Here is a 13273-nt window from a genome sequence, read left to right as displayed (position 1 = left end):
CTCTTCATGTAGCCGCGATATTCAACGCCTTGCGCAGAATAAACGGACAAACAATTAAAAACGCATATTCCGGGCTAAAGATAGACCCCGTAAAAAACAACGATATCGGAGTGAACAGATAAAGTTGAACACGAAAATTCTGATTGTTGCCAAAGGCATTTATCGTCATTTTTCCAACTTTAAACAGATACCATCCGGTCAGTAATACCGCGAACCATGAAAAATAAATGATCAGCAGATACAACCCATTGTCTATTGTTTTCCCGACGTCCGCACCGTTAAAGATTCCGAATGATGCGACATATTCGTAAAGTGAGCCAAATCTTACTACACCATCAATATTGGTCAGTGAATATCCCACCATCACCAGCGGACCGATAATACGATAATACGAGGAAGAGCCTTCCGTACCTAAATCGCCGATTCGTTCTGCGATATATGGAAAAGCAAATACAACGCCAACAATAAACACTGCCAGTGAAATAATTGCCAATGGTAACTTTTTACGGATCGCCTCTTTGTTCAGATACTGGAAAGCCCATTCCAGCAGATAAAACAGGATAAATGTCATTACCCCTGAGAACGATCCCGAAAGAACTATCCCTGCCAAAATCATAGCATCGGTCTTCGGCGTTTTGATACCAAACTGTTTGATGCTGAGCCAAATTGAGATTAACGCCAGAGCGAAGAATGCCGGTTCGAAATATAACGCTGTAGTACGTTTACCGCCGAACTTGATAAAATTCAGCACGTAACTGTTGCTATAGATGAGATATTTCGAAATCCCCTCCATTAAACTACTGCCGCCAGTGAGGATAATCTGCGCCATTTCCATTGCCGCAAGTAGCACCACGAATGCCACTACCGCATAGAAAAATCTCAAGATCTTACGGTAATTATGCGGCGAAATAGTTTTGAAGCGGATACTCCACACCATGCCGATGATGATAACGATATAAACAAACAACATTGTCGAGGTGACATATTTACTGGCGTCCAGCGACTTACCGAATATGAAGTTAAACAGCGTCAGCCCTGCCCCGGCCCCCAGAGCTATCATCAGTTTTTTCACGCTGATGCGCTCAACATAGAGCAGCAGCAGCACCGGCAAAAATGTCACGATAGTGATGGGAAAACTCTCCCCCAACTGGAGGAGTTTGACGTTAACCAGCAGGTAAATGAGCGGCAGCAGGAGGTAGCTACAGACCTTGATAGAATGAGACATACTCCTCCAGCATCTGTTGGCCACTGTATGCCTGGCGGCTGCGCGCGCGGAACGCGTCAAGGCTTTCGCCAAATACCGCCTGGGCAATGTCGGCTTTATGGCACTGCACCAGCGGCAACACTTCCTGCTCGCTGAACGTCTTACCGCCCGATTTCTGCAACACTTCGCGAGCCGCATCGCTGTGGGTGGCAATCACCGGAACACCGATAGATAACGCCTCGCACAGAATCAGCGGATAGTTATCGACGCGAGAACTAAAGACCAGCGCATCCATCTCGTTGAGTTCACTCATCAATTTTCGCTTATCGGTCAGAAAACCGTGATTGATGACATTGTTGCCCTCAAACGGGGAAAACTTACCGAAGGTATGCAGCTCCACGCGGTCATCCATCGCCATGATGTCGCGCACCAGTTGTTGATTGGTTTTCCCGTCATAGCGCAGATCGTGTGCCACCACGGCAATTTTCGGTTTACCTTGTGTCACTTTTACCGGTGCCAGCTCGGCCAGAATGGCTTCAGTCGCCACATCGATGCCGTTATTAATGATGTTGCAGCGCCCCGCGCCATACAGGCTATTAAAGGCGTCCGCTACGTGCTGGCTGGGGGAGATAAACTGGCAGCCGAGCGCCAGCATGTCGTTGAATAACTGACGTTTGCTGTCGACCAGCTTATGCGCACGGTCAACCTTCACCGGCGGGTAGTTCGACAACGTTGGGCATTTACGGCAATTCTCTTTCCAGCCTTCACAGCCATCGGTAAAGGCGCAGCGCCCGGTGACGCTCCAGTGGTCATGCAGCGTCCAGACAAAGGTGACATCCGGCTTGTGCGCTTTCACCTTCTGGCAAAAAGTCACCAGTTCATCCAGATTCAACCAGTAGCTGTGCATCACATGAAAGTGCAGCACAACCGCCCCTTCCGTGCGGGTCACGGTACGATAGAGATTATTCAGGTTGCCGAAAACATCGCGGTTAAACAGGCGAAACAGCGCCAGGTTAGCGATGGAAGTCAGACGTGGCGTCTGTTTATAGACCTGCGGATAGTTGTCGTGGCTGACGCTTTTTTTGCCGCCTTTGCCATAGCCGTAAATAAAACGTGATGAAATGCCTTGTTGCAGCGCACGCTGATGTAAATCGAGCGCAACCCCTGCGGCACCGCCTTCTGCAAGGCGCACGTTAAATTGCAAAATATTCATTTAATCACCTTCACGCGCGCTTTCTCGCCGACCACCAGCGCGTTGTCCGGCACGCTGTCGAGCACCACGCTACCCGCGCCAATGGTGACGTTGTTACCAATGGTGATATCGCCAATCATCACCACGTTGGCACCCAGTTCAACGTTGTTGCCAATCACCGGGCAGGCCAGGCTATCGGCCCCACGGTTGCCGATGGTGACACCATGACGAATGGTGAAATCATCCCCGGCGACAGTGTTTTTATTGATCACCACCGCATAGCCGTGATGAATGGTAAAGCGGCGACCAATCGTCGCGGCGGCCTGAATTTCATAGCCAAACAGGCATTCCGTGACAAAGCGGTACAACAGAATGACGGGCGCGGCCCAGAGATTGTTGATGACATGCTTTTTGCGCCACACGGAGCAAAAATGGGCAATGCGGTACGCCGCAACCATGCAGCACGGGCGCAAATTCCAGTGATTAGCGCGAAAATCTTCCAGACGCATTATTTCCCCCGCAGCCCATCAGCCAGACGCTTACCGTTACGCAGAGAAAATAGCGTCAACAATGTGCGCCAGTTCATCCGCTTATTGCGGATTTGGTAGAGGGTAAACAGCTGATATTTCTTGCTGGCGCGATCGAATTTGTCTTTGTGTTTACGATAAAAATGGAAGTAACCGGAAAATTTCTTCGGTGAGGAAGTGATCTGCATTTCACCGTGGTTAATGTGCAGTATCTGCGTGGCTTCTTCGATTTTCCACGGCTCGCCGTACTCCTCGACCATCCGCAGGAAAATGTCGTAATCCTGCGCCGCCTTCAATTGGGTATCAAACAAGCTCTCTTTAAAACGCCAGCCCCAGGTGAAAACCTGGTTGCCAACAATGTTGCGCTTGTAGAACAGCTTGCGCGAGAACGGCGATTTCGGGTACAGCGGTAAGCTCGCCGGTTGCGAATAGACTTCGCCCTGGCAGACATAATCGTTGGCGTACAAAAAAGCACGGGTATTGAGCAGATGTTTGTGCGCGAGAAAAACGGACAGACGGTTTGGCGTCCATTCATCGTCATCGTCAATGCCGGTAATGTACTGGCCTTTCGCCTGCAAAATCGCCTGGTTGCGCACCGCGCAAGCACCGGAGTTAAAAGCGTTGCGCGTGTAACTGACACGCGGGTCGCCCAGCTCATCAACAAACTGTTGCAGTTGCTCGAAGCTTGCGGAGCAGTCATCAACAATGATCATTTCCCAGTGCGGGTAATCCTGGCGCAGCACCGATTTAATCGCGCGGATCGCCAGCTGCTGCCGGTTCCAGGTTGGCATATAAATTGAAATTAACGGGTTTGCTGTTGTGCTCATGATGCGTTCCCTAATGCGTTCAACATGCCGCTTTCGCCCTTACTGCCGCCTTTTCCGGTAATGGAAAAGGCGCAGCGCGTTGAGGGACAGAGGTAAGGTCTGGTTATTTTGAATCGGACTTGTATTCGTACTCGTAGTAGCCGTAATCCTGGTAACCGGTCGCGCGGCGGAAAATCGAGTTCAGGATCACGCCTTTCACCTGAATACCATTTTGCTCGAAGCGGCTCAGGCTGGTCTGGATCTCTTTGAGCGTGTTCACCGCATAGCGCGCCACCATCAGCGTGGTCCCTGCATGGCGACCCACTACTGCCGCATCCGTTACCGCAAGAATTGGCGGGGTATCAATCAACACCAGGTCGTAGTGGCTGCTGGCCCATTTCACCAGCTGGCTGAAGCGTTCGCTCATCAGCAGTTCAGAAGGGTTTGGCGGCACCTGACCACGCGGTACAAGGTCAAAGTTGCTGATAGAGGTCGGCTTCGCGCAACTCTCGATAGTGCCCTTCCCGGCCAGCACTTCGGACAAACCATTCACGTTGTCGGTGCCCAGCAGTTCATGGGTGTAGCCTTTGCGCATGTCGCAGTCGATCAGCAGCACGCGTTTATTGGTCTGGCTAATCACCGCCGCCAGGTTGGCGCAGACAAAGGTTTTACCGATTGACGGGCTAACACCGGTCATCATCAACACATTGTTATTGGCCTGCATCATGGCGAAGTGCAGGCTGGTACGCAGGCTGCGCACCGCTTCGATGGCCAGATCCGTCGGGTTCCCCACCGCCAGCAGTTGGCTCTGCTTATAGCGTTTAACCCCTTTGATGGTTTTGACGCTATCGCGCGCTTTTTGCCACTCCGACAGCGGAATGCTGGCGTAAACGCTGATGCCCTGTTCTTCGAGCACTTGCGGGCTTTCGATACCGCGGTTAAACAGCGAGCGCAGCAGCACACCGACCACCGAAACAATCAGGCCCAGGATAATGCTGCCAAGAATGATCAGCGCTTTCTTCGGCTTCAGCACGCCCGGTTGTGCGATGGCCGGGTCGACGATACGCACATCGCCAACGGTGCTCGCCTGGGTGATACGCAGTTCCTGCTGTTTGTTCAGCAGTTGCATATAAACCTGTTGGCCTGATTCGACATCACGCGTCAGACGAACAATCTCCTGCTGCGTTTCCGGCATCGCGGTGATGCGATCGTTCAGTTTCGATTTTTCATCTTCCAGCGCTTTACGTTTTTCCAGCAGGGTGCGGTAAGCCGGGTGAACTTTGGTATAGAGCTTAGAGATTTCCGCTTCGCGGAAGGTCAGTTCGTTCAACTGCGCATCGATGTTGACCATCGAATCGAGCACCGATTTCGCTTCCAGCGGCAGATCCACAGAGTCTTTGCGCTGGCGATAGGTGTTGAGTTTTTCCTCGGCCTCATCAAGGTTTTTGCGCACTTCCGGCAGTTGCTTATCGAGGAAGATCAGGCTCTTGGCCGCTTCTTCTGATTTGCGCTCAATATTCTGCTCAAGGTAGTTGCGCGTGATGCTGTCCAGAATGGCGCGGATCTGATCACGATCTTCGCCGGTATAAGTCAGACTGAGTACGCCCGTATCTTTACCGTTTTCGGCCACCGTCAGGTTGCTTTGCAGATTATTAATCATGCCCAGCGTCGAATATTTGGTGACGGTAAATTCACTGTCATTCGAGGCCTGAATAGCACTCACCATCATGGTGACGCCCTGCTTGTTGAGCTGTTGCCCCACTTCGCCGCGCGCTTCAAAACCACCGTCGCTGCTTAGCAGATATTGTTTCGGGCTAAGTACTTTTAAGGTAAAGGTCTGCTCGTTCATGCCTTTCGGTAGCGTGAACGTGGTGACTTTCACCGTCTCGTTCTGCCGCCCCATCAGGCGATCCCACCCTGCGCCAAACAGCGGAAAAGTGTTTTTGACTACCGAAATATCCAGATCGAGATCGTCAACGGTTTTACCCAGCACCAGTCGTGACTGAATAAGCTGAATTTCCGCGTCTGACGCCGGTGGCTTGTTTGACAGCGCACTGTTCAGATCCTGTACCAGCGAACTTCCGGTGTTCTGCTCGATTTGCACCAGCGCATCGGCGCTGTAAATAGGGGTGGCGAACAGGCAGTAGACAACAGCAATCAGTGCGAAGACCGAGGTGATGCCCAGCACCCACCAGCGAGCCTCAATGATTGTGCCGAGCAAACGGCCAATATCGATTTCGTCGTTGCCCACCGCCGGGGCAGCAGAATGCGAATGGTGTGTTTTCTCTGTCATTATTATCCCTGCTGAGCTTGCAATGCCTGCGCCCAATGGCGGGCAGACTGGTCAAGTAAGGTGTAAATAGCTTCAAAAGCTTCACGACTTTTGCGATACGGGTCGGGGATCTCCCGCTCGTTATCCCAGTGGCCAAATAACATGACCTTTCCACGCATTTCCGGGGCAATCTCGCACAGGCGGGCAATATGACGTTTTTCCATCACCAGAATCAGGTCGTATTCGCGGCACATTTTTCCGGTAATTTGTCGCGCGCAATGCCCTTCCAGAGAGAGTTGATTATCCGCCGCCACACTCACGGCATTGGCGTCCGCGCTACGTCCAACCAGCGCGCCCAGCCCGGCTGACGCCACCGTTAAAGCGGGCTGGTATTTTTTCAGCAGCCGTTCTGCCGTTGGGGAACGACAAATGTTCCCCACGCATACCACCAGAATTTTGTTGAACATAGTCATTGCAGATTTTGGATGTCGTTGGCCGTGTTGGTCATGTAGCGAACGCCACTGATTGTCGGCAGCAACTGGTTGATGAGACGGTTCCAACGCGCAACCGGTGCGGTCGTGACATACACCACGTCATACGGCTGGAGACGGAAGTTCGTTGCCATAACCAGCGATGTCGCATCCGACATGTCGAGCTGATAAATGTTGGCGATCTTGTTGCCACGGCCACTTTCGCTGCCTTTGAGCGGACGAATAACAAAAATGCCGCTGGCGTTGGAGGTGGTCAGATCGATACCTTCGGCCTGGCCGAGCGCTTCGGTCAGCGTCATACCGCTGAAGTCCATTTTGAGCGTGCTCTGTTTTTTCACTTCGCCCATCACGAACACTTTCAGATCGTCATTACGCGGAACAAACAGAATGTCACCCGGATAGAGCAAACGGTTCTGGCTGAGATCGCCGTTTTGCATCAGCGCCTGCAGCGAAATGCGCTGCTCCTGGCCCTGGTGTGTCAGCACAACGTTGCGCCAGTCTGCGCTGTCGGTCAGACCACCTGCGGCATTAATCGCATCAAGAACAGTCAGCGGTACGTTGGTGATCGCCTGCTGGCCAGATTTCGCCACCTGACCGGAGATATAGGCTTTTTGTGAGCGGAACGCGGCGATATTAACGTCCACCTGCGGGTCAGCAATATAGGTCGCTAAACGGCTGGTAATATCACTACGGATCTCGGAAAGCGTCTTACCGGCGACGTGAATCTTGCCGACATACGGGTAAAACATGGTGCCATCGGGTTGTACCCAGTTACCGGCATCGCTCGAACTACGATACTGACCGGCTGGCGTGGTGAGTTCCGGGTGATCCCACACGGTTACGTTCAGCACATCCCCTGGGCCAACGCGGTACTGGTAGGCTGAAATCTCCTGATCCAGTGACATATTTGGTTGGGCAACATTGGTGCGCGGGCGCAATTGTTCAATCAGACGCGGGGTTAATGGATAGACATTCACCATACGGTCTATATCAAAATCAGCATCCTGCTGTTTAATCACATCCTTTCCCATCGTAGACATATTGCTCCCGGGGAAGACGGTGCAGCCACTCATCAAGCTAATGGACACCAATAATGGCATCAATTTCGTTTTAGATTTCATCATTGATTAATTATCACTTTGGCAGAGTAATTATCCTGTGCGATTTAAATAAGCGCTCAAGCTGTACACAGATTCAGAATGCAGTTAATTCTTGAGAAATATAACTGGCATCAGTCCTAAAAAGCGTTTATTCAACCACATGCGATTACAGAATAATCCAGGCTGATTGACATACCCGCAGGCACGCTACCGCCCCTGGCTTTCAGTTACCAATTCACTGATTGACGATAAGTCATTGATAGTCATCCATTACATCCTCTTTCTGGTGGCGTTACTTACCAACCAGATAAAATACGGCAGGTACCGGCTTTCGCACTGATTAACAATGCTGAAAATAAAGACGCTGGTATATTTGAACGATGCTGGAGGAATTGTTGCAGCTAAGCGAATAGCAGGCAAGGCGACATACAGGGATAAACATCTTTTTAAGAATAATATTAAGACCAAAATTTTAGCTTTTTAAGATTTACCGCATATTGACAAAAAACCGACATAGCATTACCCATGCGACTTTTCCTATTTTCCATATTTAAATAGTGATAGTTAGTCACAGAAACAATAAGGAAATAACATTTAAAGCGTTTTTAATAACGACCTAAAATAAGATAAATCGCAGGCTGACATTGCAATTTATCTCATCTTTATCCATGATCGCGTTGTGACAATTGTCATATCACATAAGGTGTTACGTTAACGATGGAATGGATTGCCGATCCGTCAATCTGGGCTGGTCTGGTCACATTGGTGGTGATTGAACTGGTGCTGGGTATTGATAACCTGGTTTTTATTGCAATTCTCGCCGAAAAATTGCCGCCGGCACAGCGTGACCGTGCGCGCGTCACCGGTTTGATACTCGCCATGTTGATGCGCCTGCTGTTGCTGGCCTCAATTTCCTGGCTGGTCACGCTGACCCAACCTTTATTTACCGTTCGCGGACTCAGCTTCAGCGCCCGCGATTTAATCATGCTCGTGGGCGGGCTGTTCCTGTTGTTTAAAGCCACGGTTGAACTCAACGAGCGCCTTGAAGGGAAAGACAGCGACAACCCCACGCAGCGGCGCGGGGCGAAATTCTGGGCCGTGGTGACGCAGATTGTCGTGCTGGACGCGGTTTTCTCACTGGATTCGGTGATCACCGCCGTGGGGATGGTTGATCACCTGGCCGTGATGATGGCGGCGGTGGTTATCGCCATTTCGCTGATGCTGCTGGCGAGTAAATCCCTCACCCGCTTCGTCAATAACCATCCGACGATTGTTATTCTGTGTCTGAGTTTCCTGCTGATGATCGGTTTCAGCCTGGTGGCCGACGGGTTTGGTTTCCATATTCCGAAAGGTTACCTGTACGCCGCCATTGGCTTCTCGGTCATGATTGAAGCGCTGAACCAGCTGGCTATCTTCAACCGCCGCCGTTTTTTGTTCGCCGACCGAACGCTGCGCCAGCGCACCACCGAAACGGTTATGCGTTTGCTGAGCGGGCGTAAAGAAGAAGCGGAGCTGGATGCCGATGCCGCCTCGATGCTGCGTGATGGTGACGATGGTCAGATTTTCAATCCGCAAGAGCGGCGGATGATTGAGCGCGTGCTGAATCTTAATCAGCGCACGGTGAGCAGCATCATGACGTCGCGTCACGATATTGAACATATCGATCTGAGCGCGCCGGAGGCTGAAGTCCGCGCCCTGCTGGATAAAAACCAGCATACGCGCGTGGTGGTTACCGGTGGCGAAGAGGATGACACCCTGCTGGGCGTAGTGCATATCCTCGATCTGCTCCAGCAATCGTTGCACGGCGAACCGCTCGATCTGCGCGTGCTGGTGCGCCAGCCACTGGTGTTCCCGGAAGGATTGCCGCTGTTGCAGGCGCTGGAACAATTCCGTAATGCCCGTACCCACTTTGCGTTTGTGGTGGATGAGTTTGGCTCCGTTGAAGGTGTGGTCACCTTAAGCGATGTGATGGAAACCATCGCCGGCAACTTGCCCAACGAAGTGGAAGAGATTGACGCGCGCCACGATATTCAGAAAAACAGTGACGGGAGCTGGACGGCAAATGGTCATATGCCGCTGGAGGATCTGGTGCAATATGTGCCGCTGCCGCTCGACGATAAACGCGAGTATCACACTATTGCCGGGCTGCTGATGGAGTATTTACAACGCATTCCGCAGCCGGGAGAAGAGGTTCAGGTGGGGGATTACCTGCTAAAAACGCTCGATGTCGAAAGCCATCGGGTGCAAAAAGTGCAGCTTATTCCGCTTCGCAGCGACAATAACCTTGATTACGAAGTGTAAAACATGCCGGGGTTCGCCCCGGCCATTTCCTGCCTGTTTTCCTACGCTTTGACAATCGCAATGCCACGCCGGGCAAACGGCTCCAGCGTGCGCGCATCAGTTTGTGCATCGACCACCAGCGTATTGATAAGACCGATATCACCGATCACCCACGGTGACGCGGTATTTAATTTTTCCGGCGAGGCCAGCACCACCGTCTCCGCCGCCCTTTGCGCCATGGCATGCTTGATACGCGACTCTTCGAAATCACCGGTGCTTAAGCCCGCCTCAACGTGCACGCCGGTCACCCCCAAAAAAAAGAGATCGGCGCGCACGCGAGCAATCCCCTCCAGCGCCGCCGCCCCGACATTGACGATAGAGTGTTTGTAAAGCTGACCGCCAATCATCACCACGTTAATGCACGGATGTTGTGCCAGCCCGACAGCGATACTCGGGCTGTGGGTGACGACGGTAATGCGCAGATCGTCAGGGAAAAAGCGGATTAACTCACTGGTGGTGGTGCCGCCATCGATCATCACCACTTGCCCGGGTGATACCAGTTCAGCCCCTTTTTGCGCGATCCGCCGCTTGGCATCCGATTGCAATGTTTGTCGCTCAGAAAAGGTAACCACCGCCGCCGATGCCGGCAACGCACCACCGTGCACCCGCTGTAAGCGCCCTTCCGCCGCCAGCTCGCGTAAATCGCGGCGTACGGTATCTTCTGAAATGCCGAACTGCTCACTGAGATTTTTTGACAGCACCTGCCCCTCTTCAGCGAGGCGGGCGAGGATCAGTTGTTTGCGTTGCGAGGTCAGCATAGAGGTGCTCCCGGTTGCACGAAATATCTTGTTAATGCACGAAACTGCACGATAAGATGCAATCTTACGTCCTGAGGAGCGAATATGCCATCTGAAAATGCACAAGTACGCATTGTTGCGACCAAACCCTTATCCGAAGATTGGGGCAAACTGACGAAGTACACCTTTGACTTTCGCCGCAGAGACGGTGAATGGCAGCGCCAGAGCCGCGAAGTTTACGATCGCGGCAACGGCGCGGTGATCCTGCTGTATAACGCGAGCAAACGCAGCGTGATCCTCACCCGGCAGTTTCGCTTGCCGCTGTTCGTTAATCAGCACAGCGGCTTTTTGCTGGAAGCGGCAGCTGGCTTACTGGATGAACTTGCCGCGGAAGAGCGCATAAAACAGGAAGCAGAAGAGGAGACCGGTTACCGGCTTGAGCAGGTGCAAAAGGTGTTTGAAGCGTGGATGAGCCCCGGCTCGGTCAGCGAAAAATTGCACTTCTTTATCGCCGAATATGATGACAGCCGACGCACCGGCAATGGTGGTGGTTTAGCCGATGAAGGTGAGGATATCGAAGTGGTGGAGATGGATTTTAGCGCCGCACTGGCGGCTATTCGCAGCGGAGAGATTGCCGACGGCAAAACCATTATGTTGTTACAGCACCTGGCGCTGGAAGGCATTTTGTAAATTGCGTTGCCGGGTGGTGCAGTGTCCACCCGGCAAACTGGCTCGCTTACATCTTCTCAAGCAGTTTTTTCACATCTTTGCCGCTCTGGCGATCTTTATTGCGATCCGCCCAGTCATTTAACCGGCGTTTCGCTTCATCCTGCAGATGTTTACGCAGCAATTGATCCACTTGCAGGCTGTAGTTGAGCGTTTGCCATTTACCATATACGCGCAGCGGAACTGGGGTATTTTTCAGGAAATCGATAAGCTCGCTCTGCCCTTTCCAGCCTTCCATCACACGCACTTCAAAGCGGGTATCCGCCTGCTCTTTCAGCAGATCCATTTCGCCTTCCCCGGTAAGCGACAGCAGCGCGGAACTCCCCTGCATATCACTGAAGGTCATCACTCCTTTTTCCAGCGACACATCACTGGTGAAGCTATCAAGGCGCGTAGCGTTATCGTAGTTTTCCTGCGCCTGCACATCGCTACTGCGCGCCACGGCCTGCTGTACCAGTTGCTGGAAGTTGAGCCCTTCCATACGGCTGTTTTTCAAATCGACATGCGCCTCGCCCTGCCAGTGTCGGCGGAAATCTTCGGCGTCGATACTCGGTCCGGAAAAATCGCCCGCCATGCTCAGGCTGCCGGTCAGGGCAATCGGGTAATTAAAGGCTTTCAGGATAGTGCCGATTTCGACGTTATCCAGTTTTGGCTGGAAGGTCGCGCGGGATACCTCACTGCGCACATCCAGTTCACCCGGTAACGAGATCTGCCCGTTGCCCATTTTTCCTTGCAGCGTGGGGATCGACAGCAAACCGGCATTATTGTTGAACTGCCCGACCACATCCGCAAACTGCATTCCGCGCCAGCGCACACTTTTCGCGCTAATGCCAATCTGTGCGGTAAAGCTGCGTAACCCGTTGTACTGCGGTGTATCCAGGCTGGTGGAGATAACCGGGCGCGGCAGGCGGTTTTGCGCCTGCCCTTGCTGCTGCGGCGAGCCGCTGTTATCGGCGGTCTGCTCCGGCGGTAACAAATTATCAAGATTGAGAGAATCAAACTGCAAATCAAGCGCCCACACTGGCAGGTTGCCAAACGTCACGCTGCCGTTACCGGTGAGCGCGGTGTCGTTCGCGCGCAGGCTCAGATCGTTGAGCGTCAGGCGCTGCTGGGCACGTTGCCACTGCGCCTGTAAGTGTCCTTCTCCTTCGATGCCCTGCGTCGGAACATCGCCGCCCTGCAATTGCCATTTCACGTTATCAATGGCAGCGGTGAGGTTATGCGGATAATCGCGGGCATCTACTTGCGCGCTGAAAGAGAGCGTTAAATCACGTTGGTTGCGGTTAATCCGCCCGGCGAAATCAAGCTTTGCCTGGTGCAACGAATCCTGCTCCATTTGCAGGCGGATATCGCGCACCGTCAGTTGTTCATCATCATCGTGCTGGAACACCAGCAAGCTATCAGCCACTTGCAGGCTGGCAATATCCCAGGACCAGCCGCGATCCTCTTCCACCTGCGGCAGGTTGTTTTCTCGCGGTGCCACGGGCGCGCCTTTTTGCGGCTCGGCGGCGCTTTGCGGCGTTAACTGGATAACCGCGCCTTTGAGCATCACCTGTTTGACCTGCAACTGATGTGAAAGCAACGGCCACAGATTAACGTCAAGGCGCATATTGTCGGCGGCGACCACCGGCGTCTGCGCACCGGGAGCGGTTAAGGTCATCCGCCCTGAGAGAATGCTAAGCTGCGGCCAGACATGCCAGCGCAGTGGGCCATCAAGCTGCAATTGATAACCGCTACGGGCTTCAACCTGACGCACCATATAAGCGCGAAAATCGTTGGGATTGACCAGTAGCACCAGCGCCGAAAGGCCGGCTACCAGCACGACCAACAGAATCATCAGCGTGGTTAACACTCTTCTCATGGCGTCCTCAGTAGCTC

At 52.7% G+C, this 13273-nt stretch carries 11 protein-coding genes; 2 read left to right on the top strand and 9 right to left on the bottom strand.

The window, feature by feature from the left end:
- Window positions 1-4: 4 nt before the first annotated feature.
- The 7 genes from wcaD to JKP81_RS02300 form a co-directional block, all read right to left on the bottom strand.
- Window positions 5-1225 carry a colanic acid polymerase WcaD gene (wcaD, locus tag JKP81_RS02330; RefSeq protein WP_017458489.1) on the bottom strand — a complete coding sequence of 407 codons (1221 nt, stop codon included), beginning with the start codon at window positions 1223-1225 and terminating at the stop codon, window positions 5-7.
- Complete coding sequence (wcaC, locus tag JKP81_RS02325; RefSeq protein WP_200550459.1) at window positions 1200-2417, bottom strand: colanic acid biosynthesis glycosyltransferase WcaC; 1218 nt, start codon at window positions 2415-2417, stop codon at window positions 1200-1202. Before wcaC ends, wcaD begins: the two co-directional genes overlap by 26 nt.
- Window positions 2414-2905 (bottom strand): colanic acid biosynthesis acetyltransferase WcaB, encoded by a 492-nt coding sequence (wcaB, locus tag JKP81_RS02320; protein WP_131410548.1) that lies wholly within the window; start codon window positions 2903-2905, stop codon window positions 2414-2416. Before wcaB ends, wcaC begins: the two co-directional genes overlap by 4 nt.
- Entirely contained in the window at window positions 2905-3750 is an 846-nt protein-coding gene (wcaA, locus tag JKP81_RS02315; RefSeq protein WP_044489411.1) for a colanic acid biosynthesis glycosyltransferase WcaA, read from the bottom strand. The genes wcaB and wcaA overlap by 1 nt, the downstream gene beginning before the upstream one ends.
- A 103-nt stretch (window positions 3751-3853) precedes the next feature.
- Window positions 3854-6022 (bottom strand): tyrosine-protein kinase Wzc, encoded by a 2169-nt coding sequence (wzc, locus tag JKP81_RS02310; protein ID WP_200550458.1) that lies wholly within the window; start codon window positions 6020-6022, stop codon window positions 3854-3856.
- A 2-nt stretch (window positions 6023-6024) separates the two neighbouring features.
- Complete coding sequence (gene wzb / locus JKP81_RS02305; RefSeq protein ID WP_131410552.1) at window positions 6025-6468, bottom strand: low molecular weight protein-tyrosine-phosphatase Wzb; 444 nt, start codon at window positions 6466-6468, stop codon at window positions 6025-6027.
- Between the two features lie 2 nt (window positions 6469-6470).
- Complete coding sequence (locus tag JKP81_RS02300) at window positions 6471-7616, bottom strand: polysaccharide export protein (RefSeq protein WP_065370566.1); 1146 nt, start codon at window positions 7614-7616, stop codon at window positions 6471-6473.
- A gap of 693 nt (window positions 7617-8309) precedes the next feature.
- On the opposite strand from JKP81_RS02300, the gene JKP81_RS02295 reads away from it, so the two are divergent.
- Window positions 8310-9893 (top strand): TerC family protein, encoded by a 1584-nt coding sequence (locus JKP81_RS02295; protein WP_200550457.1) that lies wholly within the window; start codon window positions 8310-8312, stop codon window positions 9891-9893.
- Between the two features lie 41 nt (window positions 9894-9934).
- On the opposite strand, the gene JKP81_RS02290 is transcribed toward JKP81_RS02295, so the two are convergent.
- Complete coding sequence (locus tag JKP81_RS02290; protein WP_200550456.1) at window positions 9935-10690, bottom strand: DeoR/GlpR family DNA-binding transcription regulator; 756 nt, start codon at window positions 10688-10690, stop codon at window positions 9935-9937.
- An 84-nt stretch (window positions 10691-10774) separates the two neighbouring features.
- On the opposite strand from JKP81_RS02290, the gene JKP81_RS02285 reads away from it, so the two are divergent.
- A complete protein-coding gene (locus tag JKP81_RS02285) occupies window positions 10775-11359 on the top strand; it encodes an NUDIX domain-containing protein (protein WP_200550455.1) in 585 nt (194 codons plus the stop codon).
- Window positions 11360-11405: 46 nt separating this feature from the next.
- Here JKP81_RS02285 and asmA read toward each other — a convergent pair whose 3' ends face one another.
- Complete coding sequence (gene asmA / locus JKP81_RS02280; RefSeq protein WP_200550454.1) at window positions 11406-13256, bottom strand: outer membrane assembly protein AsmA; 1851 nt, start codon at window positions 13254-13256, stop codon at window positions 11406-11408.
- Between the last annotated feature and the right edge of the window lie 17 nt (window positions 13257-13273).

The sequence above is a fragment of the Kosakonia sp. LAM2021 genome (genome assembly GCF_016620385.1).
Lineage (GTDB): Bacteria > Pseudomonadota > Gammaproteobacteria > Enterobacterales > Enterobacteriaceae > Kosakonia > Kosakonia sacchari.
The sequence above is the reverse complement of the archived record's forward strand: the minus strand, read 5'-3'. Positions and strand labels throughout refer to the sequence as shown.

Excerpts from the sequence above, each read along its gene's own strand:
- wcaD (WP_017458489.1), bottom strand. The coding sequence starts at position 1,225 with ATGTCTCATTCTATCAAGGTCTGTAGCTACCTCCTGCTGCCGCTCATT.
- wcaC (WP_200550459.1), bottom strand. The coding sequence starts at position 2,417 with ATGAATATTTTGCAATTTAACGTGCGCCTTGCAGAAGGCGGTGCCGCA.
- wcaB (WP_131410548.1), bottom strand. The coding sequence starts at position 2,905 with ATGCGTCTGGAAGATTTTCGCGCTAATCACTGGAATTTGCGCCCGTGC.
- wcaA (WP_044489411.1), bottom strand. The coding sequence starts at position 3,750 with ATGAGCACAACAGCAAACCCGTTAATTTCAATTTATATGCCAACCTGG.
- wzc (WP_200550458.1), bottom strand. The coding sequence starts at position 6,022 with ATGACAGAGAAAACACACCATTCGCATTCTGCTGCCCCGGCGGTGGGC.
- wzb (WP_131410552.1), bottom strand. The coding sequence starts at position 6,468 with ATGTTCAACAAAATTCTGGTGGTATGCGTGGGGAACATTTGTCGTTCC.
- JKP81_RS02300 (WP_065370566.1), bottom strand. The coding sequence starts at position 7,616 with ATGATGAAATCTAAAACGAAATTGATGCCATTATTGGTGTCCATTAGC.
- JKP81_RS02295 (WP_200550457.1), top strand. The coding sequence starts at position 8,310 with ATGGAATGGATTGCCGATCCGTCAATCTGGGCTGGTCTGGTCACATTG.
- JKP81_RS02290 (WP_200550456.1), bottom strand. The coding sequence starts at position 10,690 with ATGCTGACCTCGCAACGCAAACAACTGATCCTCGCCCGCCTCGCTGAA.
- JKP81_RS02285 (WP_200550455.1), top strand. The coding sequence starts at position 10,775 with ATGCCATCTGAAAATGCACAAGTACGCATTGTTGCGACCAAACCCTTA.
- asmA (WP_200550454.1), bottom strand. The coding sequence starts at position 13,256 with ATGAGAAGAGTGTTAACCACGCTGATGATTCTGTTGGTCGTGCTGGTA.